General features: G+C 60.4%; 26 protein-coding genes. 10 read left to right on the top strand and 16 right to left on the bottom strand.

Going from position 1 to position 24,206, the window contains the following annotated elements:
• The first annotated feature begins 19 nt into the window (after positions 1–19).
• Genes msrB through QN315_RS04810 form a run of 4 tightly spaced genes read left to right on the top strand, consistent with a single transcriptional unit; the run spans position 20 to position 1,868 of the window.
• Positions 20–493: a peptide-methionine (R)-S-oxide reductase MsrB gene (gene msrB / locus QN315_RS04825; RefSeq protein ID WP_176640286.1), complete on the top strand. Its 474-nt coding sequence runs from the start codon at positions 20–22 to the stop codon at positions 491–493.
• A gap of 29 nt (positions 494–522) precedes the next feature.
• Entirely contained in the window at positions 523–666 is a 144-nt protein-coding gene (locus QN315_RS04820; RefSeq protein WP_323991745.1) for a hypothetical protein, read from the top strand.
• Positions 667–709: 43 nt separating this feature from the next.
• Positions 710–1,237 carry a sigma-70 family RNA polymerase sigma factor gene (locus tag QN315_RS04815; protein ID WP_323991744.1) on the top strand — a complete coding sequence of 176 codons (528 nt, stop codon included), beginning with the start codon at positions 710–712 and terminating at the stop codon, positions 1,235–1,237.
• Entirely contained in the window at positions 1,227–1,868 is a 642-nt protein-coding gene (locus QN315_RS04810; RefSeq protein WP_323991743.1) for a DUF1109 domain-containing protein, read from the top strand. Before QN315_RS04815 ends, QN315_RS04810 begins: the two co-directional genes overlap by 11 nt.
• 33 nt (positions 1,869–1,901) lie before the next feature.
• Here the strand turns inward: QN315_RS04810 and QN315_RS04805 are convergent, their stop codons facing one another.
• Together QN315_RS04805 and QN315_RS04800 are read right to left on the bottom strand one after the other, a co-directional pair.
• The gene (locus QN315_RS04805; RefSeq protein ID WP_323991742.1) at positions 1,902–2,477 is read right to left on the bottom strand and encodes a peroxidase-related enzyme; all 576 of its coding nucleotides are present in this window, start codon (positions 2,475–2,477) and stop codon (positions 1,902–1,904) included.
• Positions 2,474–2,977: a hypothetical protein gene (locus tag QN315_RS04800; protein ID WP_323991741.1), complete on the bottom strand. Its 504-nt coding sequence runs from the start codon at positions 2,975–2,977 to the stop codon at positions 2,474–2,476. The genes QN315_RS04805 and QN315_RS04800 overlap by 4 nt, the downstream gene beginning before the upstream one ends.
• A gap of 71 nt (positions 2,978–3,048) precedes the next feature.
• Here QN315_RS04800 and QN315_RS04795 point away from each other — a divergent pair, with 71 nt between their 5' ends.
• A complete protein-coding gene (locus QN315_RS04795) occupies positions 3,049–4,119 on the top strand; it encodes a LysR family transcriptional regulator (RefSeq protein WP_323991740.1) in 1,071 nt (356 codons plus the stop codon).
• A gap of 70 nt (positions 4,120–4,189) precedes the next feature.
• Here the strand turns inward: QN315_RS04795 and QN315_RS04790 are convergent, their stop codons facing one another.
• The 9 genes from QN315_RS04790 to QN315_RS04750 all read right to left on the bottom strand — a co-directional run bounded on the left by QN315_RS04790 (position 4,190) and on the right by QN315_RS04750 (position 13,509).
• On the bottom strand, positions 4,190–5,395 hold the full coding sequence (locus QN315_RS04790) for an MFS transporter (RefSeq protein ID WP_323991739.1): 1,206 nt from the start codon (positions 5,393–5,395) through the stop codon (positions 4,190–4,192).
• Between the two features lie 107 nt (positions 5,396–5,502).
• Positions 5,503–6,408, bottom strand: a complete 906-nt coding sequence (locus tag QN315_RS04785) for a LysR family transcriptional regulator (RefSeq protein WP_176638916.1) — start codon at positions 6,406–6,408, stop codon at positions 5,503–5,505.
• Positions 6,409–6,633: 225 nt separating this feature from the next.
• Positions 6,634–7,404 (bottom strand): hypothetical protein, encoded by a 771-nt coding sequence (locus QN315_RS04780; RefSeq protein ID WP_323991738.1) that lies wholly within the window; start codon positions 7,402–7,404, stop codon positions 6,634–6,636.
• Positions 7,405–7,556: 152 nt separating this feature from the next.
• On the bottom strand, positions 7,557–8,798 hold the full coding sequence (locus QN315_RS04775; protein WP_323991737.1) for an enolase C-terminal domain-like protein: 1,242 nt from the start codon (positions 8,796–8,798) through the stop codon (positions 7,557–7,559).
• 69 nt (positions 8,799–8,867) lie between these two features.
• Positions 8,868–9,734: an alpha/beta fold hydrolase gene (locus QN315_RS04770; RefSeq protein WP_323991736.1), complete on the bottom strand. Its 867-nt coding sequence runs from the start codon at positions 9,732–9,734 to the stop codon at positions 8,868–8,870.
• A complete protein-coding gene (locus tag QN315_RS04765; protein WP_323991735.1) occupies positions 9,718–11,424 on the bottom strand; it encodes a GH3 auxin-responsive promoter family protein in 1,707 nt (568 codons plus the stop codon). The genes QN315_RS04770 and QN315_RS04765 overlap by 17 nt, the downstream gene beginning before the upstream one ends.
• Before the next feature lie 96 nt (positions 11,425–11,520).
• The gene (locus tag QN315_RS04760) at positions 11,521–11,796 is read right to left on the bottom strand and encodes a muconolactone Delta-isomerase family protein (protein ID WP_323991734.1); all 276 of its coding nucleotides are present in this window, start codon (positions 11,794–11,796) and stop codon (positions 11,521–11,523) included.
• Between the two features lie 21 nt (positions 11,797–11,817).
• Positions 11,818–12,564, bottom strand: a complete 747-nt coding sequence (locus tag QN315_RS04755) for an SDR family oxidoreductase (RefSeq protein ID WP_323991733.1) — start codon at positions 12,562–12,564, stop codon at positions 11,818–11,820.
• A 504-nt stretch (positions 12,565–13,068) separates the two neighbouring features.
• Entirely contained in the window at positions 13,069–13,509 is a 441-nt protein-coding gene (locus QN315_RS04750; RefSeq protein WP_246285325.1) for an Lrp/AsnC family transcriptional regulator, read from the bottom strand.
• A 127-nt stretch (positions 13,510–13,636) separates the two neighbouring features.
• On the opposite strand from QN315_RS04750, the gene QN315_RS04745 reads away from it, so the two are divergent.
• The gene (locus QN315_RS04745; protein WP_323991732.1) at positions 13,637–14,743 is read left to right on the top strand and encodes a saccharopine dehydrogenase C-terminal domain-containing protein; all 1,107 of its coding nucleotides are present in this window, start codon (positions 13,637–13,639) and stop codon (positions 14,741–14,743) included.
• 30 nt (positions 14,744–14,773) lie between these two features.
• Here the strand turns inward: QN315_RS04745 and QN315_RS04740 are convergent, their stop codons facing one another.
• Positions 14,774–15,301, bottom strand: coding sequence for a hypothetical protein (locus tag QN315_RS04740; RefSeq protein WP_323991731.1), 528 nt, complete (start codon positions 15,299–15,301; stop codon positions 14,774–14,776).
• Between the two features lie 655 nt (positions 15,302–15,956).
• On the opposite strand from QN315_RS04740, the gene QN315_RS04735 reads away from it, so the two are divergent.
• Complete coding sequence (locus tag QN315_RS04735; RefSeq protein ID WP_323991730.1) at positions 15,957–17,699, top strand: glycoside hydrolase family 68 protein; 1,743 nt, start codon at positions 15,957–15,959, stop codon at positions 17,697–17,699.
• Between the two features lie 116 nt (positions 17,700–17,815).
• Here the strand turns inward: QN315_RS04735 and QN315_RS04730 are convergent, their stop codons facing one another.
• Both QN315_RS04730 and QN315_RS04725 read right to left on the bottom strand, forming a co-directional pair.
• The gene (locus QN315_RS04730; protein ID WP_323991729.1) at positions 17,816–19,198 is read right to left on the bottom strand and encodes a Hint domain-containing protein; all 1,383 of its coding nucleotides are present in this window, start codon (positions 19,196–19,198) and stop codon (positions 17,816–17,818) included.
• A gap of 822 nt (positions 19,199–20,020) precedes the next feature.
• Entirely contained in the window at positions 20,021–20,605 is a 585-nt protein-coding gene (locus QN315_RS04725) for a TetR/AcrR family transcriptional regulator (RefSeq protein ID WP_323991728.1), read from the bottom strand.
• Between the two features lie 259 nt (positions 20,606–20,864).
• Between QN315_RS04725 and QN315_RS04720 the strand changes: the two genes are divergently transcribed.
• Entirely contained in the window at positions 20,865–21,674 is an 810-nt protein-coding gene (locus QN315_RS04720) for an NAD-dependent protein deacetylase (protein ID WP_323991727.1), read from the top strand.
• A gap of 91 nt (positions 21,675–21,765) precedes the next feature.
• Here the strand turns inward: QN315_RS04720 and QN315_RS04715 are convergent, their stop codons facing one another.
• Complete coding sequence (locus QN315_RS04715) at positions 21,766–22,194, bottom strand: organic hydroperoxide resistance protein (protein WP_323991726.1); 429 nt, start codon at positions 22,192–22,194, stop codon at positions 21,766–21,768.
• Between the two features lie 197 nt (positions 22,195–22,391).
• Between QN315_RS04715 and QN315_RS04710 the strand changes: the two genes are divergently transcribed.
• Positions 22,392–22,853, top strand: coding sequence for a MarR family transcriptional regulator (locus QN315_RS04710; RefSeq protein ID WP_323991725.1), 462 nt, complete (start codon positions 22,392–22,394; stop codon positions 22,851–22,853).
• A 23-nt stretch (positions 22,854–22,876) separates the two neighbouring features.
• Here QN315_RS04710 and QN315_RS04705 read toward each other — a convergent pair whose 3' ends face one another.
• Positions 22,877–23,374, bottom strand: coding sequence for a GFA family protein (locus tag QN315_RS04705; protein WP_176640495.1), 498 nt, complete (start codon positions 23,372–23,374; stop codon positions 22,877–22,879).
• 183 nt (positions 23,375–23,557) lie between these two features.
• On the opposite strand from QN315_RS04705, the gene QN315_RS04700 reads away from it, so the two are divergent.
• Positions 23,558–24,139, top strand: coding sequence for a flavin reductase family protein (locus tag QN315_RS04700; RefSeq protein WP_323991724.1), 582 nt, complete (start codon positions 23,558–23,560; stop codon positions 24,137–24,139).
• The last annotated feature ends 67 nt before the right edge of the window (positions 24,140–24,206 follow it).

The raw sequence follows: 24,206 nt of genomic DNA, 5'->3' as shown, positions 1-24,206 counted from the left end.
ATGGGCGCTGGAGGCCACGATGACATCCCGACGCGATTTCCTGCTGCGGAGCACGGTTCTTCTCGCATTCGGGGCCATGCCCCGTCTCGCGCGCGCCGATATGCGCTATCCGGTCATGCACAGCGACGTCGAATGGCGCCGCCTGCTGACGCCCGCGCAATATGCGATCCTGCGCGCGGGTGGCACCGAGCCACCCTTCTCCAGTCCGCTGCTGAACGAGCACCGGCCCGGCCGGTTCCATTGCGCGGGGTGCGGCACGGCGAATTTCGATGCCGCGACCAAATTCGACAGCGGCACCGGCTGGCCCAGCTTCTGGCGGCCCTTGCCCCATGCGGTGCAGGAGGCACGCGACGACAGCCATGGCATGCAGCGGACCGAAATCCATTGCGCGACCTGCGGCGGCCATCTGGGCCATGTATTCGACGACGGTCCGGCGCCGACCGGCCTGCGCTACTGCATGAACGGCGCGGCGCTGACCTTCACGCCCGCGTGAGAGACGTTCGCATGAGAACGAGGGCGATCATGGACGACAAGATCAAAAGACTGGCGCTGCGCCGTCATCCCGGCCACGCCCCGTGCCTTGTGGCGCTGAAGACGCCGTTCGTGCCGCTGTTCGTGCCGCTGTTTTGTGATCCCCCTGTTCTCTGCCAGCGTGCGCCGGGATAGGATGGGCGCGCGCCGCGGGGCGGGGGACATGGCGGGAGATGATGTGACGGACGCCGATTGGAGCATGCTGATGGCGGCGGCGCAGCGCGGCGACGCGCTGGCCTATCGCCGCGTGCTGGCCGAAATCGCCGTCTGGCTGAAGCGCTATTTCTCCCGGCGGCTGCCGGTGTCGATGGTCGATGACGCCGTCCAGGATACGCTGCTGGCGGTTCACGAGAAGCGCCATACCTATGACCCGGCCAAGCCGTTCGCGCCCTGGCTGGCGGCCATCGCCCGCTATAAATGGATCGACAGGCTGCGCGCCATGCAGAAGACCGAGATACCCTTGTGCGAGGACATCGCCATTCCCGATCACGGGAACGCGGTGACGGCCGCCCATGCGCTGGAGCGCCTGCTGGCGACGCTGAAGCCGGCCCAGGCGGATGCGATCCGGCTGGTGAAGCTGCAGGGATTCAGCGTCGAGGAAACGTCGCGGCGGACGGGCCAGACCGTGTCGCTGGTCAAGGTCAATATCCATCGGGGGCTGGGACGTCTGAGCGATCTGGTCAAGCGAGGTGACGATGTCGATTGATCCGCTGATCGACCGGCTCAGCGCCGATCTGCGCCCGGTGCGCCGGCGTACCCCCCTGCGCGATGCCGCGCTGCTGCTGCTGCTGGGCGCGGTCGAACTGGCGGGTTTCGCCGGAATGGGCACGATGCGGCCCGATCTGTCGGCGGCCATGGCGCTGCCGAGCTTCTGGTGGAAGGCGATCAGCCTAGCGCTGATCGCCCTGGTCGGCGGCGGGGCAGCCATCCTGTCCCTCAGCCCGATCCGCTCGCCGCGTCGTGGCGTGCGGGCGGCCGCCATGCTGGTGCTGGCCACCCTGGCGGCCGGTTGGCTGGTCGATGCGGCGCGGGCAGGGGGGGCGTCGCTCGGGCAGCGGCTGGACCCGGTGCATGGCATCATTTGCGCGACGAAGATCGTGCTGCTGTCGCTGCCGGCGGTCGCGGCGTTCGGGCTGCTGATGCGGCGCGGCGCCCCGACCGACCGGCGCGGCAGCGCCGCCGCCGCCGGGATGGCCGCCGCCGCCTGGGGGGCGCTGGTCTTCATGCTGGCCTGTCCTTTCGACGACCCGCTCTATGTCGCCGTCTGGTATCTTCTCGGCGGCGGCGTGACGGCGCTGGCCGCGCGGCTGGTCCTGCCGCCTCTGACGCGCTGGTAGGGCCCACCCGGCAGCGCGGTGCCAGCCCCGCTGCTATTGCGCCTTCATCGCCTGGCCCAGCGGGTGCATCAGCCGGTTGGCCCAGCCGAAAATCGCCGCCGACAGCACCAGGTCGAACATCTGCAGCGCTGTGAGGCCCAGGCATTCCAGGACCGACACGTCGTCGCGCGACAGGGCGGGGGGCGTCCGGGACAAATGGACCGCGAAATCGAAAAGACCCTGGGAATGCTCGTCCAGCGCGGCCTGGGTGCCGGCGCTGAAGATTTCCTGCATGATTTCGGGCCGGGATGTCAGTTGGTTGTAGCGCGCGGCATGGGTGGACGCGCAATAGATGCAATGATTGACGATCGACGCCGCGACCGCGCCCAGTTCCCGCTCTGAACGCGGCAGGCCCGCCGGGCCGTACATGATGGCGTTGAAGAGCGGGGTTCGGTGCGCCAGGCTTTCGGGATCCAGCGCCAGGGTCAGGACGTAATTCGAAATTTTCTTGTTCGACGGCGTGATTTTCAGCGCGTCGCGCTGCGCGTCTGTCGCCTTGTCCAGGTTGACCGGCGTGATGTAGGGCTCCCATTCCAGGGGCTCGACCGTAAATTCCGTTGCCGGCTTCATGCCGCATGCTCCTCGATCAGCGTCAGGCCGGCCATGACGCGGGCCTGGAAATTGACGAACGCCACCAGTTCGGCCAGCCGGACCACGTCCGCATCCGTCAGGCCGACCGACTGCATCGCCGCAATTTCGGCCCGCCCCGCCTTGACGGGATCCTTGGTGACGATATCGACATAGGCCACGATCGCGGCCTGCCGCGCGTCCAGTTCGGGCATCTCGCCCAGGCCCAGCGCCCGCAGCACCGGACAGGCCGACATCTCGTCCAACTGCCGGCCATAGCGGTCCGCCAGGGCGGCATCACCATTCCAGCGCGCGATCCGCGATGCCAGGGCAAAACGTTCGGCCCGGCCGATCCCGCCGGGTTCCATGGGGGTCAGGACCGCGGCGGCGCTGGCGTCGCACAGGCGCATGATCTCCGCCCGTGCGGCGAACATGTCCCGCATCGCCGGCGATCGGGTCGCGGCAATTCTATCCGCGAAGAAATTGACGTCCGGTGGTGGCATTTTTTTCTCATATCGAAATGACGCGACTTGGCCGGCTCCGGTTCCGGCGTCCCGGCCGTGGCCACCTTATCATGCGTATTGCGAATGACAATGCCATTATGATCCTTATAAGGCATCCTTGGTTTGCAACGATCACCGGGCCTGCTATGATGTGCGGCATGAATTTGGATGATCTCGACATCAAGCAACTCGATGCGTTCGCGGCCGTGATGTCGGCCGGCAGCATCACCGCCGCGGCGCGCGTCCTCAACCGGTCGCAGCCGACGATCAGCCGCGCGATTCAGGACCTGGAAAACAATATCGGCTTCCTGCTGCTGTCGCGGAACGGCCCGCGCATCGCGCCCACCAGCCAGGGCGTGCTGTTCCATTCCGAGGTCGAGCGTTTCCTCAGCGGCCTGCGCCATATCAAGGAGCGCGCGGACGCCATCGCCTTCGGCGAGCCGCAGCCGTTCGAAATCGCGTCGATCCCTGCCTTCACCGCGACCATCGCGCCCTTCGCCCTGGCGCGCATCCCGCCGGGCCGCCTGCCGCGCAAGATTTTCCTCCATACGATGATGGCCGAAAACGTCGTCCAGGCCGTCAGTTCCGGCACGGCGGAACTCGGCATCTCGTCGCTGCCGCTCGACCATCCGGGGGTGGACGTGCACTGGATCGGTTCGGCCGCCTGCGTGGCGGTGGTGTCCGATTCCGATCCCCTTGTCCGGCGCCGGCGGATCCGTCTGATCGACCTGCAGGACCGGCCGCTGATCGCCACGTCCAACCCCTTCCGGCTGCGTCCCCGGATCGATGCGGCCTTTCGCGCGGCCGGCCTCGCGCCGTTTTCGGCCATCGACACCAATGCCAGCGTCTCGGCCGTCGCCGCCGCGCGCGCCGGCATGGGGGTGGCGGTGATCGATCCGGTCACGGCCTATGGGATGCCGGTGGACGGTGCCGTCGTGCGGCCGCTCGACGTGCAGATTCCGTTCCATTTCGGCGTCATTTCACGCAGCGCCACGCCGCTGGCGCCGGTTCTCGCCGAATTCTCCGACCATCTCAGGCAGGTGGCGCGCGACACGCTTCCGGATTTCATCGAACATGATGTTTCTGAAATGGAGGCCCTGCTGCGCGGGGCCTTCGGTGCCGTGTCGCAGGACGCCTGCTGACCTTTCAGGATCATGCCACGTTTCGTACGCCGCAGGGGGGTATGACGTCGAGTTCCTGAACTCTAAACACTCAGTCTACGGTGGGCCTGACGAAGAGGTTACTCGTCAACATCATTGCGACGAACGCCCCTCCCGACGCGAGGGCTCCCGCCACAAAGACCGCTGGATAACCCGCATGGCTGACAATGGCTCCGGAAATTGGCCCAGTTAGACCAAGCCCTATATCGACGAACGCCACGTAAGCACCCATTGCAGCGCCCCGGCTTTGCGGAGGAACATGTTTGACGGCTTCGACTCCCAGCGCCGGAAATGTCAGTGAGTACCCCCCTCCAAGAATGGCAGCGCCAATCAAAGCCACTTCAGCCACCGGTGCCGCGGCTAAAATAATCAATCCGAGTGCCTGGAGAGGGATAGTGACCGACGCAACCCTGATTCCCCCCATTTGGTCGGGCAGGCCACCGAATATGAGGCGGGTGACCGTATATGCGAGGCCAAATCCCGAGAGCGCCCATGACGCACCGGACCAATTGTGAGACGCGTAATAGAGGCCAAGAAACGCGAAGAGCGTGCCGAACCCGAAAGTACTCAGCGCCAAGCTTACCCCAAATGGCCAGATGAGGCCGACAACCTTCAGGAACCCCATGCGCCGGCCGTGATGCGGAGGTATGCCGGGCTTCCTTGCCGCAATCAGGCACGCAAGAACCGGGAGGAGAGCCGCTACCAGAGCAAGAAAGGTAAAACCACCTGCTCGGAGCAGGCCAACGCCGGCAGGCGCGCCGGCTCCGATCGAACCGAACATAGCTATGCCGACCCAAACCATCGCGCGCCCGGTATACCGGCTTCCTACTGCCCCTATGCACCACGCTAACGCGCCGGTGATCAGCAGACTTTCTCCCAACCCGAGAATCAACCTGGCTAATAATAGGATCCCTAGCCCACCAGGCCTCCCGAAAAGCGACGGAGTGCTCAGGCTATATAACACTGCTGCAAAAGAACATGTGGCAGCGCCAGAAATAACCGCGAGTTTCGAACCACGCGTGTCGGAAACAACACCTGCGAAGTGGCGAGTCAGTAATGTCCCGATCGATTGCATTGCTATTACCCAGCCAACGGCAACCGGACCAAAACCGAGCGTACTATGTACATAGATCGGTACAACAGCCAGGGGCAACCCCACCGTGAGGTAACCGAGAGCAACCAGAACCGTGAAGGGAAGCAGCCGCCGCGTTGCTTCTCGACCGGAGGCAGGAGCCATGTCTGTGGATGCCGTCGCCATTCCCTTCTTCCTTCCCTGAAGCTGGCCCTGAAGCTGGATGATAATGCGCCAGACAAAGAAGATGCGGAAACTGCAATTATCGAAATGTATCGTTGATAGAAATGCAACTATGTATCTGACGAGTCGTCAGAAGAGCAGATTGCCTTTACAATCGTTCTCAACCAGCTATGCGCAGGATCAAATTGAAATTTGGGATGCCACGCCAGGGACACCGTGACCGGTGGCGTCTCCACCGGCAACTGGAACGTCATCAATCCATGACGCACGCTACGTGTAAGCAACTCCGGCACGACCGCGACCAGGCCCGCCTGGTCGGCTAGGAACACCGCATCCGCGAAGCCGGATACGACCACGGCGACCGTGCGCGACTGGCCGAGATTTTGGAGCGCCAAGTCCAACGGACCCTGCTTGCGTCCTCGGCGTGACGCAGAGATCTGAGGATACTTGCAGAATCGTTCGACCGTAACCTTACCGGAGGCAAGAGGGTGGGATTTCTTTACCACCCCGACAAAGCGGTCGGAAAACAGGGACTGGGTTATAATTTCGGGACCACTGATATTTATTGAGGCAATGTCAAGATCCACCGCCCCCTCTCGAAGCCCCGCAACGTCTTCGTCCCCTTGTGGGGCAAATCGCAGGCTGACGTGAGGAGCACATTTGGAGAGAGAATCGATCAAATGGGAGCCGAATGATGATACAAAGCCGTCGGTTGCGCGAAGCGTGAAGGTACGTTTGAGAAGGTGCGGTGAGAATTGGCTCGAACCTTGCAATATCTGCCGAGCGTTCTCCACGAGCGCGCTCACCTGCTCACGAATTTCTTCTGCTCGCGGTGTGGGCACCATGCCCCGACCGGCTCGCACAAGAATCGGATCTCCCGTCAATGACCGAATCCTCCCGAGGATTCGACTCATGGCCGGAGTACTGAGATTCATGCGCGAAGCTGCTCCCGCTACGCTGCCCTCGGATAAAAGAACGTCGAGACATGCCAGCAAAGATAAATCTTTTGGATGCATTTACGGTGACGCGCCCCAACGTTTCAGGACGATGAGCTTAAGCCCACCCGAGTCGACGTGCGAGAAAAACTTTGCACCTGGAGAACGCTGCTCCTCATGATGCTTTGCATGAATTGGCATCACAAACCGCTTGGAGTCCGCCTGACCCAGAGGTTGCCCCGGTCTGGAAAGCGCTGCCCTGATCCGTGTTGAAAATCTCCGGCATCCCGTAGCGGGCCAACCCCCTCAGGCCTCCAGGGTATTACTTATCCGCACATCGTAATCGGGAAATTCGATCACGACTTCATCTTTCGGCGCCAGCGGGATACCCTTATCGTAGCTATTCATGGGACACCCCATGAATATCATGTGTATAGTCCCAGGAACTGCCATCGGTGCATTGGACAGGAGGCCCATAATAAGTTCTTCGACCGGCCAAACAAGCTCATCCGTTCCAGTTTCAACGTGGAAATCGCCCATCAATTGCCCGTCGCGATAACATGAGACTCGCCCAGTCACACGCGCCGGCGGCGGGCCGAGAAACAATTCGGGGTGAACGGGCGTCGGATAAAGCTTTGCGCGTCCAAGCTTGGAGGGCTGGCCGCGGGCAGTAACAATGTCAGTAACATCGTTTCCAAACATAAAGCCAACGTACCGTGCCACACCTGAGCCGTCAGTACTGTAGACCAGTATAATCTCTGCTTCCTCACAAATCTGGGCAGCGCGCCCCACGCCTTTTATTGCCTCGCCATTCAAAAGCAACTGAGCGTCGGTCCCTTTGAAGAACCACGCCGGTGCGTCGGCAGCGGAGACGTCCGCATGGCGCGATCCGTGCGTCTTGCCGAAGCCTCCGACTATAACACGGTTCTGAGCGTGCATCTCGAAAGGCGCCCGCCAGTGAAAAAACTCCTTTGGACGTCGGTTTTCAACTGATGCCCCTTCCAAAATCGAGACGGCGAGCCGCTCCGTATTTCCCGCGATGGAAGATTGTATGAGGTCTGCTGGATCGTCGTGCACAGCAGTGAGCGCCCTGCTCGTTCGCCCGTTGCCGAGAAGAGTCAACACGCGGCTCTGCACATCGCACCTTGACAATGTATACATGGCAACCTCGGATCCAATATCGCAATCGACCAATGACAAGTCAAATACGCCAGATAAAACAAGCGTCTTCAGGTGAGTGCTATTTTGTACTTATTTATATTTGAAGATGGTTGAACGCCAAGCCCGTCACCGGGTGGAAGTATTATCGTATTATTTTTTCGATCGGGCGTGGGATAGGGATCCACGACAAACTCGTCAAATATCTCGTCACCAATTCCCGCCTCGACAGTCAAATAGCCCCCGACCGTACAGGCTAAATGCCGTTCGGCCGCAACCAGCGGCCCGACCTCGGCGACTTGAACGCCCAGTTGCCAACGGATACCGGACGATTGAGCCAGGCGTATCAGGCCAAGCGCGCCCGATATCCCACCATTCTTGGAAATTCTGATGTTGAAGGCGTCAACGCTCGATCGCGCAATTGCCTCCTCTCCGTCCTGAAGTGTGCACAGGGACTCGTCCAGCATAATTGGCTGATTCGTTGTGGCCCTGAGATCGGCCAAATCCAGGTATCGTCGTGCGGGAAGAGGCTCTTCAAACAGCGTAGCTCCGGCTCGTCCAAGTTTGGCCATCGACGACCGGGCATTCTCGTCTGTCCAGCCCATATTGGCATCGACTATTATATCACGGTTTGGCCCTATGCTTTCACGCAATTTCTCAACGGCCTCGATATCCGACTGGCTATTTATCGTAGCCTTTACCTTTATGCAGTGAAACGGACCGTCTGAACTGAGAAAATCATCCAGATTCCGATGACCATCGAGAACCCGCGTGATTTCCTTGCTCGGCATCAAGCTGGACTCAAATGACGCAGCTATGACGTCACATAACGCGATCGATCTTGCATGGCAGAGCCAATCGAGCAGCGCCATTTCCAACAGGCATCGCGCGTTATTGGGCAGCGATGCGATGTCACTAAAGCGCTTGTCACCGTTCAGCATTCCGGAAAGAAACTCGGTGGGACTTGCTTCGAGTGCCTCGGCGACGCCACGACTCTTAAGAGCGGACTTCACCGACCATATCACCTGCTCGGGCGTCTCTCCGGTGACATATTTCCGCGGCGCACATTCACCGATTCCTATAACGCTTTGGTGTTCAACCATAAGGACAACGCTGTCGGATGTGGTCCGCTTATGTGCCATGTGAGCAAACGGCCGCTTTAAGGGGAGCGTTACGTGGAAAAAACGCGTTTTCATCCCGATGTCCCCTCGGCTGGAGAAGATCCCGTTCAAACGGAGTCGTTTGAACGGGTGAAGATGCTCGACAGAATAATAACCTAGGGTATTTTCACGGAACCGATGTTCAGCGGACATGCTCTAGAGCCACATCCATTCACACTGGTTCACGGATATGGCTCTAGCTCATTGTTTTAACGAGCATCTTTATCCGACCGGATGAGTCCATCCGGTCGGATGATGCTCTAGCGCAATTGATTCCGTTCGTTTAAACAATACCTCCCTTGCATCAGTGAATGGAATATAGTGTTTATTTGTTGGTATAACTGATAGAAATCCAGCATTTCGAGTGATCGCGTTAAATACCTCGAAGGATGCTTGATGGTTCACAATGGGATCGGTTGAACTTATAATATAATGTGCTGATGCAGCGCCTGAATCTATCCCCCTCTCGAGATAAATCTGCTCTATTTCCAGAAATAACGCTCTGCTTCGAGCGGTAATGCATTTTATTGAGAGCGGATCGGAGGAAATAAAGTCAAGATATTTCTTGACATCCGTAAAGTCATGCGCCTTCAAGTCTACGTCTACAAGCTCGGTGCTTCTCTCTCCGGCGATTATTGATCGCTCCTCAGGCGAAAGCACGGCGTGAAGACGACCCAGCCACGTGGAGCAAAAAACAAACGAGCGATAATTCGAGAATACGCCTCCTTTAGCCAGAAGACCACCGAGCAGCGATCCTCCGAGGCAGTGACCAAAGAGTGTTACATTTTGCTTATCTTCAAGTAGCGCCAGCATATGGTTGTACGCGACATGATAATCATAGGCCAGGGAGTCCAATGATGCATAGTCCCCGCGGACGCCCCCGCTCAGACCACTCCCACGCCGATCCAAAACGAACAAGGCGACGCCGCGACGCCCGAGATACTCCCCAAATTGCCATGACCATCCAGCGTGGCTTTGAAGGCCATGGAGGTAGAAGACCGCGGCGCGCGGGTTACGCGGCATCCAAGAGTGCAACGCCAAATCCGCGCCGTCGCTATGAAGTTGTTCGATTTTACGTGACGCTGACACCGTGCATCTCCCCCTGGATAATGTTGTTATCTCGGACGAGTTCATCGAGAAAGGATGTGTCCTTATGGAATGGCTTATATTTGTATTGAGTGGTATTGCCTGGATTCCGTTTTGATTCGACGTATTTCGCGATCGCCTGATGTTGAATCAATGCGACCTGTATGCCGTCCAGGCGACCGCTCTCCCGTTTCGACGCATACTCGATGCTGATGTGCTGCAGATGGAGATCAATCGCTGTGGCGATTTCCGTAACATCAAGTTTCCGGGGCAGATGCAGCTCGATCGCAATCGAATAACCTGGCGGAGATCCCCATCGCGCGCCGCAGAGAAATAATCCGAGAGGCGCCCCGAACTGCGCGAGGCCGCGTTCAATTGCAGAAACGACTTCAACCTCGGTCAATTTTTCGCCCGTGAATGAATGATAAACACCGTGCCTGCGGGTGAAATAAATATACGGCACTCCGGCCTCTATTTTTTCGACGGAAAATATATCTCCGGTGTAGAGACGCGTCAAACCGTTCAACTGGGACATTATAACGTGGTACTCTTTTCCGACGTCCAGTTCGTCATACAAGAGGGTGTCGGCTCTTCTCTTGCCACTTAAATACTCGTTCGGTTCATCCTCAGCGGGGATGAACTCGAACCAGGCTTGGTCGACCGCCAATGGTTGACCCAACTGAGAACCGTCCAGCGGTATTGTCACGACCCCTTCCGTTCCGCAGCTCATGAAGGGAAGTCGCTTGGCGCAGGGCAAGGCATGGAGCATTTGCGCATCGTAGAGCCTCGCGGCGGCCGACGCCCATGTGCTGTAATGCATCAAGTTGGGCCAGACATCGTTCAATGAGTATGTGGATCGTCCGAGAATTTTCTCCAGGCGTCGAGCGGCTTCCGGATCCGGCGCAACCATGTTTATCCCGGCCACGGATCCGTCCGCTATCTCCTTGACCAGAACTGATGCGAACAGCCTGAGACTATCGAGTATGGACAAGATGGTGCTTGGGTTTATTGCAGTCAAAAACCGGACATCTTTCGTGACGAGCCATCGTAGCCGGTAATACATTTTGGTTAAATGGTCGCTGGGGAGAGAGGGGATATACCAAGGGGCTTCGTACCAGGGTGGCGTCCAATCCGAGGCGCCGAGTGGCGGATTGCGGTTACTGATCCCCTGATAAGGCACGCCAAAGATGTGATCGCCGGGGACTTCGCGGACCGTCTGGGTGTCGAATGTCGCATACGGATGGGCAAGAAGTTCCGGACAATTCAGCAGAAACGTGCCCCACATCGCCTTCATCGCCGGCACGCGATAAGCCGTCATCCAGTGGTCCGTATAGGGGATACGCTTGGGCTTTCCGGTCGTGCCACTTGTTTTTAACCAGCGACGGACAGGACTGGTCGACAGCACGCCACCCTTGGTGTGCACTTCGCTGTCAATGAGCGGTTCAAAATCCGCATATGTCCGAATTGGTACAATTTCCCGGAAAGTTGCGCCACGCCGGATGGCGTCGCTATACCCCGATTGTTGCCATGATTGCGATGGGCCGCAGACGCGATATATATCGTCCAATACGCGCTGCTGCGTGGCAGCCCCATCGGCTAGATCATCGATAAGCGCGTTGCGCGCAGCGTTGCACTCTTCGATGAAACTTGACCTGCGATCGAACCAATTGAGCGACCAGTCGGTGGTAGCCATGGTTTTGGTCTCCCAGGAGTTGGATCTTCGTCATACGATATAGGAATATTTTGTGTTCTAATGCCCAATCTTCATGTTTTTTAAATATTTTGATCGTTAGAGGAGTCCTATTGTTGGATTCAAAACCGATATCTCGGTCTTTTCTATAAATCCATTTTTCTTATAGGGCTCTTTTTGTAGTATATTTTCCAGCTTCTCGCGATTTTCGGCCTTGTATATCAGAACACCTGCCTCTTCGCCTTCGACGCGCGCCGCACAAATCAAGGCGCCCGACTGCGCTTGTTGTTCCAGATTTTCTCGATGCGACGCCATAACCTGTTCTCGCGCAGATCTGGTAACGTTATATATGTATTTTACAATAAATGTAATCATCACCTATCTCCTTGGGCCAGTTTACATGTAAAGACCGCCATTGATGTCCATCACACTTCCTGTTGTGAAACCCGCAGAAGGAGATGCCAAATACATGACGCTTCCGACGGCTTCATCGAGAGTGCCCATCCGTCGGAGAGGGATTCTATTCAACACGTCCTTTCTCTGCTCTTCGGGGCGCCGCTCCCACGCGGATTCAATGCGGCTCGTCAGCATCGGCCCGTGTGCAACCACGTTCGCAACAATATCGAAGGGAGCGAGTTCATATGCTATTTGTTTGGTAAACCCGATGACCGCGGCTTTTGCAGCGACGTACGCCGCGTTATTGAAATGGCTGTATGTACGCCCGCCGGCGGACGCAAAGTTGACGATGCGTCCATAGCGTTTGGCTTTCATGTGGGGCACGCAGAGCTTGGTTACGTTGAACGTCGTTATCAGGTTTTCATTGATCTTTTCGGCAACATAGCTTGCCGTAAGGTCTTCGATCCTTAATACTTTGGTGTCGCCGCCGACACCGTTTATGAGCACCTCGGGCCGGTGTTGGTCAACCGCGTCGGCTATGCCTCCGTCTACGGGCTCTGTTGCACCTGCATCAGCGATTACCGGCGTGACACGGTCACTGTCGAGGGTGTTGACCAGCCTGTTGAGCCGAGCCTCATCGCGGTCGATCAATATTAATTTGTAACCGTCACTCTCCAGTCGACGGCAGACTTCAGAGCATATATCTCCGGCAGCTCCCACAACCATAGCTGTCTTGCCATTCGCCATTTTATTTACTCCACGTTCGGGGCGTAACCACGCCTAAAGTGCCGCGGATCAATATTTCGCAAAAAAAAACGTCATTCTGCGAAGTGAGTTTGGTATTTTCGATACTCTTCGTGCAATACAGATGGGTACCTTTCTTAATAACACGCATATTTTTTTGCGATTTTAAATTGTTATTTTCTCAACATTTAATTGTGTTTTTTGCAATCGATTCCGTCCCTGCGCCACTCTCATCGTCACGCGGCCGGTTCCCGGATCTGGACGTGAAGCGTCCCGTTTCCGGGGGCTCCTACCGGTAAGTAGGAGCTATCATGAACATCATGAGCCGGAGAGTTTCGCCTGAGGTCCGGGAGCGTGCGCTCCGTTGGGGCGCATCGCGCCGACTACGGCTCGGAGCGGGCGGCGATGACGCGGCGTTCGACCGCCGCGGGAAATGATGATGTCGTTCATCGGCCCCTCCACGGCATGCCCCCTGCCAAGGCGGTCTGCGCGCGCCCGGCGCGATGTTCAGCGGCCGTGCGTGCCGCGGCGCCGGAACCGGGTGGACAGGATGATCGCCGAGATCGTGCGCTCGACACCGTCCAGCAATCCGATCCGGTCGATGACGCGATTGATGATTTCGGTCGAGGCCGCGCCGACGATCGCGATCATGTCCACCGTGCCGCTGACGGCATGCAGCTCGCGCACTTCCCCGATGTGCCGCAGCGCGGCTTCCACCGACGCGGCATGGCGCGGGGCGAGGGTGACCATCACGTGCGCGCGCACCGCGTCCTCGGCCTCGGGCGCCGTCACGACCGTATAGCCGGCAATCAGCCCCGTCTGTTCCATCCGTTCGATGCGGCTTTGCACCGTCGTGCGTGACAGGCCCGTGCGTCGGGCCAGCGCCGCGGTCGATATCCGCGCATTGTCCTGAAGCAGGGCGAGCAGGGCTTTGTCCGTGGCGTCCATGTGCATAATGCCGATCTTATCCGACATTCTGCCGAAAAAAAGCCCGCGCGACGCGTCACACGGCCAGTTGTTTTCGATATCGTTCCTTCGTTCGATGTCGTGATTCCATATGGCGGGAGCGGATCGGATGAAGAAGATACTCGTTGTCGGCGCCGGCAAGATCGGTGCGACGATCGCGGATTTCCTCGACGCCACCGGCGATTATGCCGTCAGCCTGGTCGATCGGGACCAGGCCGGCCTGCATCGCGCCGACGTTGCGGATTCGGTTCGAAAGCTGCAGGCCGACATCGCGGAGCCCGGCATGCTCCGCCCGCTGATGGATGGGCATTATGCCGTGCTGTCCGCGGCCCCCTATCATCTGACCACGACGATCGCGCGCGCCGCGGCCGAGGCCGGGCTCCATTACCTGGACCTGACCGAGGACGTGGCCAGCACCCGCGCGGTACGCGACCATGCGGCCGGCGCGCGCACCGCCTTCGTGCCGCAATGCGGCCTCGCGCCCGGATTCGTCTCCATCGTCGCCCATGACATCGCCCGGCGGTTCGATGCGCTGGACACGATCCATCTGCGCGTCGGTGCGCTGCCGGAATTTCCCTCCAATGCCCTCGGCTATAACCTGACCTGGAGCACGGACGGCGTCATCAACGAATATATCGAACCGTGCGAGGCCATCGTGGCGGGCGAACGCCGCATGGTTCCGGCGTTGGAGGGGCTGGAAACGCTGGGGGTGGATGGCGTGACCTACGAAGCCTTCAATACCTCGGGCGGTCTCGGCTCGCTGTGTGAAACCTATGCCGGCGCGGTGCGGGAACTGAATTACCGTACCATTCGCTATCCCGGCCATGCGCAGGCGATGAAGATGCTGCTGCGGGACCTGCGCCTTGCGGAACGACGCGATCTGTTAAAGGATATTCTGGAATATGCCATCCCGGCGACCCGGCAGGACGTCGTTTTGATCTTCGTTACGGTTTCCGGCCGGCGCGACGGACGGCTGATGCAGGAAAGCTTCGTCCGTCGCATCCATGGCGACATCGTGCATGGCCGGCCGCGTACCGCGATCCAGATCACGACAGCCGGCGCGATCTGCGCGGTGCTGGACCTGTTGAAGGACGGTCACCTGCCGGAATGCGGCGTGGTCCGGCAAGAGGACATCGCGCTGGCGGCCTTTCTCGAAAACCGGTTCGGACGCGTCTATCGGGGCGACAGGAGTTCCACGCTCGTCCATGGAGTCTGACCATCGCGGCGTGACGGCGGCCCGGTCCGCTCAGACGCGGCCATAGCCGAAACTGCCGCGCGGGCGCGGCACCAGGCGGAAGGCAAGCCCGCCCGGGCTGAGATCAGGCTTGCCGTCGGCAGTGGCGGGGACCAGTGTGCCGTTCGGCAGTTCGATGTAATGGGCGATCAGCGTCGCGTGGTGCATCGCGGTATCCAGGCCGGACAGGTCGATCCGCCGATAGGTCCGGCCATCGATCGTCACAGGCCGGATCGTCCAGGTACCGGTCGGGTAGTCCGACTGATTCTGCGGATTGGCAACCATCCACATCGTCTGGACGTGCATGCGAAATGCGCCGAGCCGTGCCGTGGGTGGTCCATGCAGGACAAGCTCGACGGCCAGTTGCGCCTGCGGTCCGGGCAGGGGCTGGTAGCCATACCAATCACCGAAGATCGGCCCGGTCGGGCCGGCGCATCCGAAAGGGCCGATCATCAGCCCCGCGCATAATATTGCGATTCCCCGATTGCCGGTAGGCATGTCACCGTCGCCCTGCTTGTCCTGCCGCGCCGCGGCGATCATAGAGACTTTTCACCCGGCATGGGCTGCGCGATCGCGTGATGGGGATGGGCGGGGTCAAAGATGACGTCGTCGCATTGTCGCGGGCACTGTCGCGGGTATTGAGAGTGTATCCACAAAATTTTTTGTAGAAACAAGTAAATAACTTAACAAAATCAACAGGTAAATTGTTAAATACATTTCCGGAAAATAAAGAAATATCGAGTGGAATTGATGTTCGTGTCTCGAAAATATGACAATTTTATGTCTGAAATGCTTGGATGAAAAAAAATTCCTTTTTGTCGAAATCGGCGGTTGTCGATATCGCCGTTTCATGATCTTACTGTCCCGCAGGCTTCACATCAGTTGGTGGTGCGCTGCGGAGGAATTTTAGAGGTTAAACGTGCGAGGAGGGTAGGGACTATTCATATATTCGCGGTTTGGTAAATAAAAACATACGCGAATGTTGTTATTCTTGGTGTAAGTGTTATTGCGGTTTTTCGTCACATTTGTGACGGTTATTATTGAAGTCTATCGTTTCATTCCGAGCATTCTCACGGTTACGTGGCCGCAGCCTGAAAGCGTTCGGGGAGTCCATTCGCGCGCGCTGCTCAAGCTTCGCTCATGCAATCGGACCCTCCTTTTAGGTTGCTTGTCTCTTTCCCGTATGGAGGATGAAATGGCGAACGTACGCCGACGGAATCTCACCCTGAAAATGGCCCTGGTCGGGACGCTGGCTCTCACCACGACGGCGCATGCCGCGCTGGCGCGCGACGTGACGCCCGACGAACAGCGCGAAGCAGTGCGCGTCGCGCCGCATGTCGGCATGATGCCGCATGCCGCCCGGCTGTTCCCCGGAACGTCGCTGACGGGCGTGCCCGGCTTCCCGCTGCCGACGATCCACACGCAGCAGGCCTATGCGCCCGATGCGGACTTTACCGCGCACTGGACGCGCGCCGATGCGATGCAGATCAAGGCGCATTCCAATCCGTCGGTCGCGGCGGGCCAGAACTCGCTGCCCGGGCAGTTGATCATGCCGGATATTCCGGCGGATTTCCCGACGATCAATCCGGATGTCTGGGTGTGGGACACCTGGACGCTGATCGACAAGCATGCCAACCAGTTCAGCTATAACGGCTGGGAAGTCATCTTCTGCCTGACCGCCGACAAGAATGCCGGCTACGGCTTCGATGACCGCCACACCCATGCGCGGATCGGCTTCTTCTACCGCCGCGCCGGCATTCCGGCCGACAAGCGTCCGGCGAATGGCGGCTGGATCTATGGCGGGCACATCATCCCCGAAGGCGCGCAGGAACAGGTCTTCGCCGGCACGACCTACACGATCACGGCGGAATGGTCGGGGTCGATGCGCCTGCTGGACCCGAACAGCAACCAGGTGTCGCTGTTCTATACCGACATGGCGTTCAACCGGAATGCGGCCGGTCAGGACATCACCCCCGCCCAGGCGGTGATCACCCAGAGCCTGGGCCAGATCCATGCCGACTTCAACCATGTCTGGTTCACCGGCTTTACCACGCACACGCCGCTGCTGCGTCCCGATGGGGTGCAGTATCAGAACGGGGCGCAGAACCCGTACTATAATTTCCGCGATCCGTTCACCTTCGAGGACCCGAACCATCCCGGCGTGAACTACATGGTGTTCGAGGGCAACACCCCCGGCCAGCGCGGTATCCCGAACTGCACCGCGACGGACCTGGGCTATCGCCCGAACGATCCGAATGCCGAGACCCTGCAGCAGGTTCTGGATAGCGGCGCCTATTACCAGAAGGCGGCGATCGGCCTGGCGGTTGCTGAAGATTCGACGCTGTCGAAGTGGAAGTTCCTGTCGCCGCTGGTCGAGGCCAACTGCGTGAACGACCAGACCGAACGTCCGCAGATGTATATCAAGGACGGCAAATACTACATCTTCACGATCAGCCACCGCACGACCTATGCGGCGGGCGTGGATGGTCCGGACGGTGTGTACGGCTTCGTCGGCAACGGCATCCGCAGCGACTTCCAGCCGATGAACTATGGCAGCGGCCTGGTGCTGGGCAACCCGACGGACCTCAACACGGCGGCGGGCACGGATTACGACGCCAACCCGCAGCAGAATCCGCGGGCGTTCCAGTCCTACTCGCATTATGTGATGCCGGGCGGTCTGGTCGAATCCTTCATCGACACGGTTGAAAACCGCCGTGGCGGCACGCTGTCACCGACGGTGAAGGTGCAGATCAAGTCCGACGCGTCGGCGGTCGATCTGCGTTACGGCAATGGCGGCCTGGGCGGCTATGGCGACATTCCGGCCAACCGGGCGGACGTCAACATCGCCGGCTTCATCCAGGACCTGGCCAGCCAGAACACGCCGGTCGGGCCGAACGTCAATGGCCAGATCCATTCCTTCCTGAACGCGCAGCAATAACGATAAGCAAAGCCAGCCTGCCCTATGGGCAGGCTGGTCTTTCATGGGGTGGCTGGTTTCCGGGCCGCCTGATGGAACGTGAGGAGGGGGTTTGCACTCCCTCCTCATTATCGAATCTATGCGGCGCGATTCAGCTTGGCGGCATGAAATTGTGAGTCTTTGCCCTGCGTGGATTCTCCTGCCTCCGGCGCATTCCAGCGTGGCAGGCCGCTATGACCGAGGTCGAAGCGGATGAAGAAATGACCCTTGCAGTCGTTCCAGAGTGATGAGGGCAGGGGCAGGCGGTTGGAGGTCCAGCGGAAACGTGCATCGGCCGGGCCTTCTGCGCCATAAGCCCCAAGGCTCAGCACGTCATCGTCGGCCGATACCGTGCGGCAGGCACCGATCCCGTCATCGACGGTGACGGACCGAATGGCGATGCCGAGTTCGCGCCGGTCCATACTGTCCGTGACGAAGGCCGCCGCGTTCGTCGGGCTGACCAGCGTCGCGTTCTTGATCGAAGCCGGCAGCACGTAGCGCAGCGTTTGCCCATGAACCGTAGGATGATAGACATCGCCATCGGCGATGATCAGCACTTCATTGAGCTGAAAATCGGTCAAGCGCCAACCCAGGGCCTGGGCACGGGTACGCAGGCGCGCCCTGATCGCCTTGATGATCAATTCGTCGATAGTGAACGGGCGGCAATAGTTACTGAGATCGGATGCCGACCTGTCGGGATCGAGCAGGCCTTCTCCGGTCAGGAAGAAGGAGCGATTGTCCACGTCGAGATAGCTCTCGGCCGGCAGGCCGTTCGCCAGGATGATGTCGTGGCTGTCCAGTTCGAGGTGCCAGTACGTAACTTCCTGGCAGTTGATCTGCTGGACCGTCGAGCCGTTTACCAACAGATCCGCCGGCACCAGCACTTCGTCGAGGACCGGAACGCACACGCTGTGACCGGGCGACACCCAGAGATCTTGCGACGGAAGTCCCGGAGCAAATGCGCCGGCCGAGATTCTGATCGGTTTGACCTGGCTGGGCTTGGCGTGCCTGCGGCAATCGATGGTCGCATGTCCCATCCATTTGATCGAGCGCTCGACGCCCGACGCCGTGATCACCCGATCGCCCGGTGAAAGCGTCTCGATCGCCACGTCGCCATCCGGAGTCCGGATCAGCGTTCCGGAAGCAAAGCAAACGACCGACGATGTCACGCTGCCCGTGCCTGAAGCCGCGGCGATGCCGGTGCTGAGCAAGGTAACGGTGGATGTGGAAGAAGTCGGTGCCTGTCCGGTATAGGTGACGGCGACGCTGGTCAGGCCGTTCGTTCCGGAAATCGTATAATTGCTGCCGGATTGGGTTAAGGTAAGGTTATCGTAGGTCTGAGCGCTGAGTAATCCCGCAGCTTGCAGATTCAGCGATCCCGTTACGGTGTTGTCGGCATAGTTGACAACCACGGTTCCTTCGAGGGGCGTAAGGCCCGTTCCAATAGCCCCCAACAGATTGAGGGAATTGTTGATAGTCATTTGTTCTTCCACAGCGACCTCCGGTTTTGAACGAGGTGACGTGATCAGGCGGTTCCGAATACCGAGAAGGTGCTTCAGAACGATAGAGTTTGTTGACGACACACAAACGAAGTCCACGCAGATTCTGCGGAAGACTGCTAAAATTTAATTGAAGACGATTTTCCTTGAAAAAGAGAAGAGATATGGACATAATGTCTCCGCTTTCAGTTTTTTCGTTTCAAACAATCCATAGCCAGGTCATGGATTGATGTAGATTTTTCATATAAAAATAGAATTCCGATATACTCTGGAATTCTATTTTGAATAATTTCCAACGGATTTTGGAATATTATCCAATATCATTGCTGTTTCCTTGAGGGATTTCGGTTCTTTTCTGGAACCGGGGCCGGCGGAGCTTGCGGCGTTACGTTTTGGGGCTGAATCGTCCATGTAGCCTGGATTTGACGAAATAGGAGTCGTTACAATGAAATTATAAACGCGCGGCGAGTCAGGCGACGCTTGTCGCATGGTGACGGCTTCATCCGTATCCGTGAAGCACGTGGTTTAGCCGGGGGTTTTTACCTTCCGGACAATTCCATGCTGATCGCGCCTGCTTGCGTGAGCCGGTACTCGGCAGGTTTTCTGCAGTCGACGCCATGATCCCGGCGGCCGCGCCGCGCAGCCGGAACCGGAACTCTATTGCAAGAAAAAGGGCTTTGTTGCCCGTGGTCCGTGACACGCTGGCGGATGCGGACCGGGCGGTCATGTCATCAACCGGCGATAGATCTCCACGCGCGCGTCCGTGACCCTGCCGGATGCCCGCGTGTCATGGCACGACGCCGGTCATGGCATGGGGCGGGGCCCGCGATCGATGACGGCCTCGATCAGCGCGTCATCCACCGGCACCTGGCCATCGAGCATCAGCATGGCCAGGCCGTGGACCAGCGACCAGGCACGGATGGATGCGATCCGGGCCGCGTCACTGTCCTGGTCGTTCCCGACGGATGCTGCGGCGTTCGCCCGCAGCAGGGCCAGGGCTTCGGGTGGGAATGCGCCGCCGGGTGCTCCGTCCTGGCACGGTGAGGCAAAAATCAGCCTGAACAGTGCGGGATTGGCCAGCGCGAAACGGACATAGGCGCGTCCCGTGGCGGCAAAGCCCGCGCTGCCGCCGCCCGCCGCGCCGGACGCCGCGTGCTGCGCCCGGGCCAGGCGGTTCAGCCCTTCACCGGCCAATGTGCGCAGCAGGGCGTCCTTGTCGGGAAAGTGACGATAGACGGCGGTCGCGCTGACGCCGACGGCCCGCGCGATCTCGCGCAGTGAAAGCGCATCCACGGCGCGATCGGCCAGCAGGCGCAGCCCCGCCTCGATCAAAGCGGCGCGCAGGTCGCCATGGTGGTAGGTCTGGCGCCTGACGGCGGACTTCGCCACATCATCCTTCATGCGGACAGTGTAAACATCATCGTGCGGCCCGGGAACAGGAATTGGCGGGAAGCGGCGCGGCACCATGGAAAGGGCGGGATGAAAAGGACGGGGCGCGCCGCCGGATTTGACCGCACGGAGGGGAGGATTTCTGACAAGATCCAGCCAGCCCATCCGAAACGCGTGGACGGGGGACAGGGGGCGGGGGACTGGGGGTGAGATGGGCGCGGGAACCGGACAGGGGTATGCGACGACGGCAGGAAAGGATGTGCAGCAGCAAGACGCGCTGCGGCAATTCGTCCATCGCCATCGGCGGCTTCTGGTCCTGACCGGGGCGGGATGCAGCACGGCATCCGGAATCCAGGATTATCGCGATCTCAATGGCGATTGGAAACGCGCCAGTCCGATCACGTGGCAGGCCTTCATGGGCAGCGATGCCGCCCGCCGGCGTTATTGGGCGCGCAGCCTCGTCGGCTGGCGGCATCTGCTGCGCGCCCGGCCGAACGACGCGCATCGCGCGCTCGCGCGGCTCGAGGCGATGGGCAGGACCGAGCACGTCGTGACCCAGAATGTCGACGGGCTGCACCAGGCGGCCGGCAGCCTGGGGGTGATCGAACTGCATGGCCGGCTCGCGCGGGTCTGCTGCACCGTCTGCGGGCATCGGACGACCCGCCTGGAGATGCAGGACCGGCTGGAGCAGTTGAACCCGGCCTGGTCGCGGTTCGATGCGGACAGCGCGCCCGATGGCGATGCCGATCTCGACGCGCAGGATTTTTCGGGTTTCACGGTGCCGGACTGCCTGCAGTGCGGTGGCCTTCTCAAGCCCGACATCGTCTTTTTCGGCGAGGATATTCCCGGGGCGCGCAAGGTACGGGCGATGGCGCACCTGGAACGGGCCGACGGGGTGCTGGTCGTGGGGTCGTCGCTGATGGTCCCGTCCGGCTATCGCTTCGTGCGGCGGGCGGTGGAAACCGGCAAGCAAGTGGCGGCCGTGACCCTCGGGCGGTCGAGGGCCGACGACCTGTTCACATTGAAAATCTCACGCCCCTGCGCCGAGGCCCTGGCCTTTCTGCTCTGACCGGCCCCGAACCTGCGCCCGAATCCCGCCCGAATCCGGAAGGCGCAGGAACACCGGCCGGCCAATGCGATGGCCGGCCGATCGGGCACGGTCAGACGACGGACAGCTTCACGTCGATATTGCCGCGCGTGGCATTGGAATAGGGGCAGACCTGATGCGCCTTGGCGACCAGATCCTCGGCCGCGGCACGCTCGACGCCCGGCAGGGCGATGGCCAGCGCGATCTCCAGCCCGAACCCGCCTTCGGCGCGCGGCCCGATGCCGACCGTGGATGTCACGGTCGTGTCGGCCGGCACCTTGGCGCTGCCGCCCTGCGACGCCACGAACTTCATCGCGCCCAGGAAACACGCGGCATAGCCGGCGGCGAATAATTGTTCGGGGTTGTTGCCTTCGCCGCCGGGACCGCCCAGCGCCTTCGGCGTGGTCAGCTTGACGTCCAGCGCACCGTCCAGCGTGGCGGAACGGCCGTCGCGACCCCCGGTAGCACGGGCCGAGGTACGATAGAGGACATTTACGGACATGGTCTTGATCCTTCCTGCAATGGATGGCGAAGGCGCGGCGCCCGTGGCCGGTTCCATCGACGCCGCCTTCGATGACCAATAAACCGTGCACGATTTGATCGTTGGCTATATAATAATTCGTATGGCTGCCATGCGGACAATGCGCTGTCGATAATGTCGCGCACGATTTATCTTGCGCGGTTCGAAGGAGGCCCGCCATGCCCGACGCCGTTCCGAGCGCCGCACCGACGCTGGATCATTTCCTGTGCTTCTCGCTCTATGCCACCAGCCACGCGTTCAATCGCGTCTACAAGCCGCTGCTGGATGCGCTCGGCCTGACCTATCCGCAATATCTGGTCATGACGGTACTGTGGCAGCAGGACGGGCTGCCGGTGGGGCAGATCGGCGAGAAGCTGGCGCTGGAGAGCAGTACATTGACGCCGCTGCTCAAGCGGCTGGAGACCGCCCGCCTGCTGCGCCGGACCCGCGATGCGCGCGACGAGCGGCAGGTGCGGGTGACGCTGACCGAGCAGGGGGCGGCCTTGCAGGCCCGCGCCGCGTCGGTTCCAGCCGGTATCCTTCGGGCCACGGGCCGGACGCCGGAGCAGCTCATGCGGCTCAAGGACGAAATCGACGCCCTGCGGGCCGGCCTGGAACAGGCGACGCTTGATCGGCCGTGATCCCGCCAGAGGCGACGCGGCCGTCATGCGTGCCACAGCCCATGCGCACGGTGCCATTCCTCCAGCGACTGCTCGGGATATCCGTCGAAGGCGCCGTCGCCCGGCCGGATATCGGGCTGTACCCAGTCGGCCTTGGACCCCAGCATGATATGCACCCGCGCGGGCGGTTCCGGCAGTTCGGTGTCGATGGCTCCCGCCGCCGGATGGACCAGGTCCGGCCATTCGGCGTCATACAGCCACAGAGCCGTGCCGCAGCGCCCGCAGAAATGGCGCTCGGCGCTGCTATGTTCGACATGCCGGCCCCGGCGCCCCATCACCGCATGGACGATGCGCTTCTGGTGGGCCGGATCATGCACATGCAGTGTGGCGGCCATGCCGGACAGGTTGACGGCATAGCCGCCCGTACCCGCCGTCTTGCGGCAGATCGAGCAATAGCAGCGCTGATAGGGAACCGGCGCCTGACTCTGGACCGAGAACGTGATCGCCCCGCACTGGCAGGATCCTTCGAGTGTCATCGGCATCGGGCTTCTCCTCCCACGTCTCGTCGTCCTGTGGAAACGTTTCCACGGGCGGTTGGCTTGGTCCTCGCCATCGGTTGAACGGGCCGCGCGGCGGTGGCGGCGAACCGGGATTCGCGACAGCGGTTATGTCCCCCTGCGGGCCGCGTGCATCGCGCCGCCGGCCCGATCCGAACGGAGGGCGTCATGGCGAAGCCCCATGCCGGGCAGGAAACGGCCCGCAAGGATTTCCCCGTCGCGCAGGTGCGCCGCTATCTGGAGCCGGGGCCGATCGTGCTGGTTTCGTCGTCCTGGCAGGGGCGGCGCAACATCATGACCCTGGGCTGGCACACGGTCCTGGAATTCGCGCCTTCGCTGGTCGGCTGCATGATCTGGAACGGCAATCAGAGTTTCGAGATGATCCGCCAGAGCCGGGAGTGCGTGATCAACCTGCCGACGGCATCAATGGTCGATCAGGTCGTGGGGATCGGCAACATATCCGGCGCGGCGGTCGACAAGTTCGTGCATTTCGGACTGACGGCCCGGCCCGCCTCCCGGGTCGCCGCCCCGCTGATCGACGAATGCCATGCCGGCTTCGAATGCGTGCTCCATGACGATGCCCTGGTCGAGCGCTATAATTTCTTCATTTTCGAGGTCGTGAAGGCCCATGTCCGGCCCGTTCCGGCCCACCCCGAAACCCTGCATTACACGGGCGGGGGAGTGTTCATGCTGGCCGGGCGGGTGATCGACAAATCAGCCCTGTTCCGGCCCGACATGCTGGTGGAATAGCACCGGCGCCCCCGCATGGGGGATGGCGGAATCGGAACGATCCCGGCATGATCGCACCATGCGCGCC

The organism is Nguyenibacter sp. L1 (assembly GCF_035199985.1).
GTDB classification, from domain to species: domain Bacteria; phylum Pseudomonadota; class Alphaproteobacteria; order Acetobacterales; family Acetobacteraceae; genus Gluconacetobacter; species Gluconacetobacter vanlangensis.
The sequence above is the reverse complement of the archived record's forward strand: the minus strand, read 5'-3'. Positions and strand labels throughout refer to the sequence as shown.

Excerpts from the sequence above, each read along its gene's own strand:
- QN315_RS04745 (WP_323991732.1), top strand. The coding sequence starts at position 13,637 with ATGAAGAAGATACTCGTTGTCGGCGCCGGCAAGATCGGTGCGACGATC.
- QN315_RS04715 (WP_323991726.1), bottom strand. The coding sequence starts at position 22,194 with ATGTCCGTAAATGTCCTCTATCGTACCTCGGCCCGTGCTACCGGGGGT.
- QN315_RS04710 (WP_323991725.1), top strand. The coding sequence starts at position 22,392 with ATGCCCGACGCCGTTCCGAGCGCCGCACCGACGCTGGATCATTTCCTG.
- QN315_RS04755 (WP_323991733.1), bottom strand. The coding sequence starts at position 12,564 with ATGGCGAATGGCAAGACAGCTATGGTTGTGGGAGCTGCCGGAGATATA.
- QN315_RS04700 (WP_323991724.1), top strand. The coding sequence starts at position 23,558 with ATGGCGAAGCCCCATGCCGGGCAGGAAACGGCCCGCAAGGATTTCCCC.
- QN315_RS04805 (WP_323991742.1), bottom strand. The coding sequence starts at position 2,477 with ATGAAGCCGGCAACGGAATTTACGGTCGAGCCCCTGGAATGGGAGCCC.
- QN315_RS04740 (WP_323991731.1), bottom strand. The coding sequence starts at position 15,301 with ATGATCGCCGCGGCGCGGCAGGACAAGCAGGGCGACGGTGACATGCCT.
- QN315_RS04775 (WP_323991737.1), bottom strand. The coding sequence starts at position 8,798 with ATGTCCGCTGAACATCGGTTCCGTGAAAATACCCTAGGTTATTATTCT.
- msrB (WP_176640286.1), top strand. The coding sequence starts at position 20 with ATGACATCCCGACGCGATTTCCTGCTGCGGAGCACGGTTCTTCTCGCA.
- QN315_RS04810 (WP_323991743.1), top strand. The coding sequence starts at position 1,227 with ATGTCGATTGATCCGCTGATCGACCGGCTCAGCGCCGATCTGCGCCCG.
- QN315_RS04800 (WP_323991741.1), bottom strand. The coding sequence starts at position 2,977 with ATGCCACCACCGGACGTCAATTTCTTCGCGGATAGAATTGCCGCGACC.
- QN315_RS04795 (WP_323991740.1), top strand. The coding sequence starts at position 3,049 with ATGCGTATTGCGAATGACAATGCCATTATGATCCTTATAAGGCATCCT.
- QN315_RS04765 (WP_323991735.1), bottom strand. The coding sequence starts at position 11,424 with ATGGCTACCACCGACTGGTCGCTCAATTGGTTCGATCGCAGGTCAAGT.
- QN315_RS04820 (WP_323991745.1), top strand. The coding sequence starts at position 523 with ATGGACGACAAGATCAAAAGACTGGCGCTGCGCCGTCATCCCGGCCAC.
- QN315_RS04760 (WP_323991734.1), bottom strand. The coding sequence starts at position 11,796 with ATGATTACATTTATTGTAAAATACATATATAACGTTACCAGATCTGCG.
- QN315_RS04790 (WP_323991739.1), bottom strand. The coding sequence starts at position 5,395 with ATGGCGACGGCATCCACAGACATGGCTCCTGCCTCCGGTCGAGAAGCA.
- QN315_RS04735 (WP_323991730.1), top strand. The coding sequence starts at position 15,957 with ATGGCGAACGTACGCCGACGGAATCTCACCCTGAAAATGGCCCTGGTC.
- QN315_RS04785 (WP_176638916.1), bottom strand. The coding sequence starts at position 6,408 with ATGCATCCAAAAGATTTATCTTTGCTGGCATGTCTCGACGTTCTTTTA.
- QN315_RS04730 (WP_323991729.1), bottom strand. The coding sequence starts at position 19,198 with ATGACTATCAACAATTCCCTCAATCTGTTGGGGGCTATTGGAACGGGC.
- QN315_RS04705 (WP_176640495.1), bottom strand. The coding sequence starts at position 23,374 with ATGCCGATGACACTCGAAGGATCCTGCCAGTGCGGGGCGATCACGTTC.
- QN315_RS04750 (WP_246285325.1), bottom strand. The coding sequence starts at position 13,509 with ATGGACGCCACGGACAAAGCCCTGCTCGCCCTGCTTCAGGACAATGCG.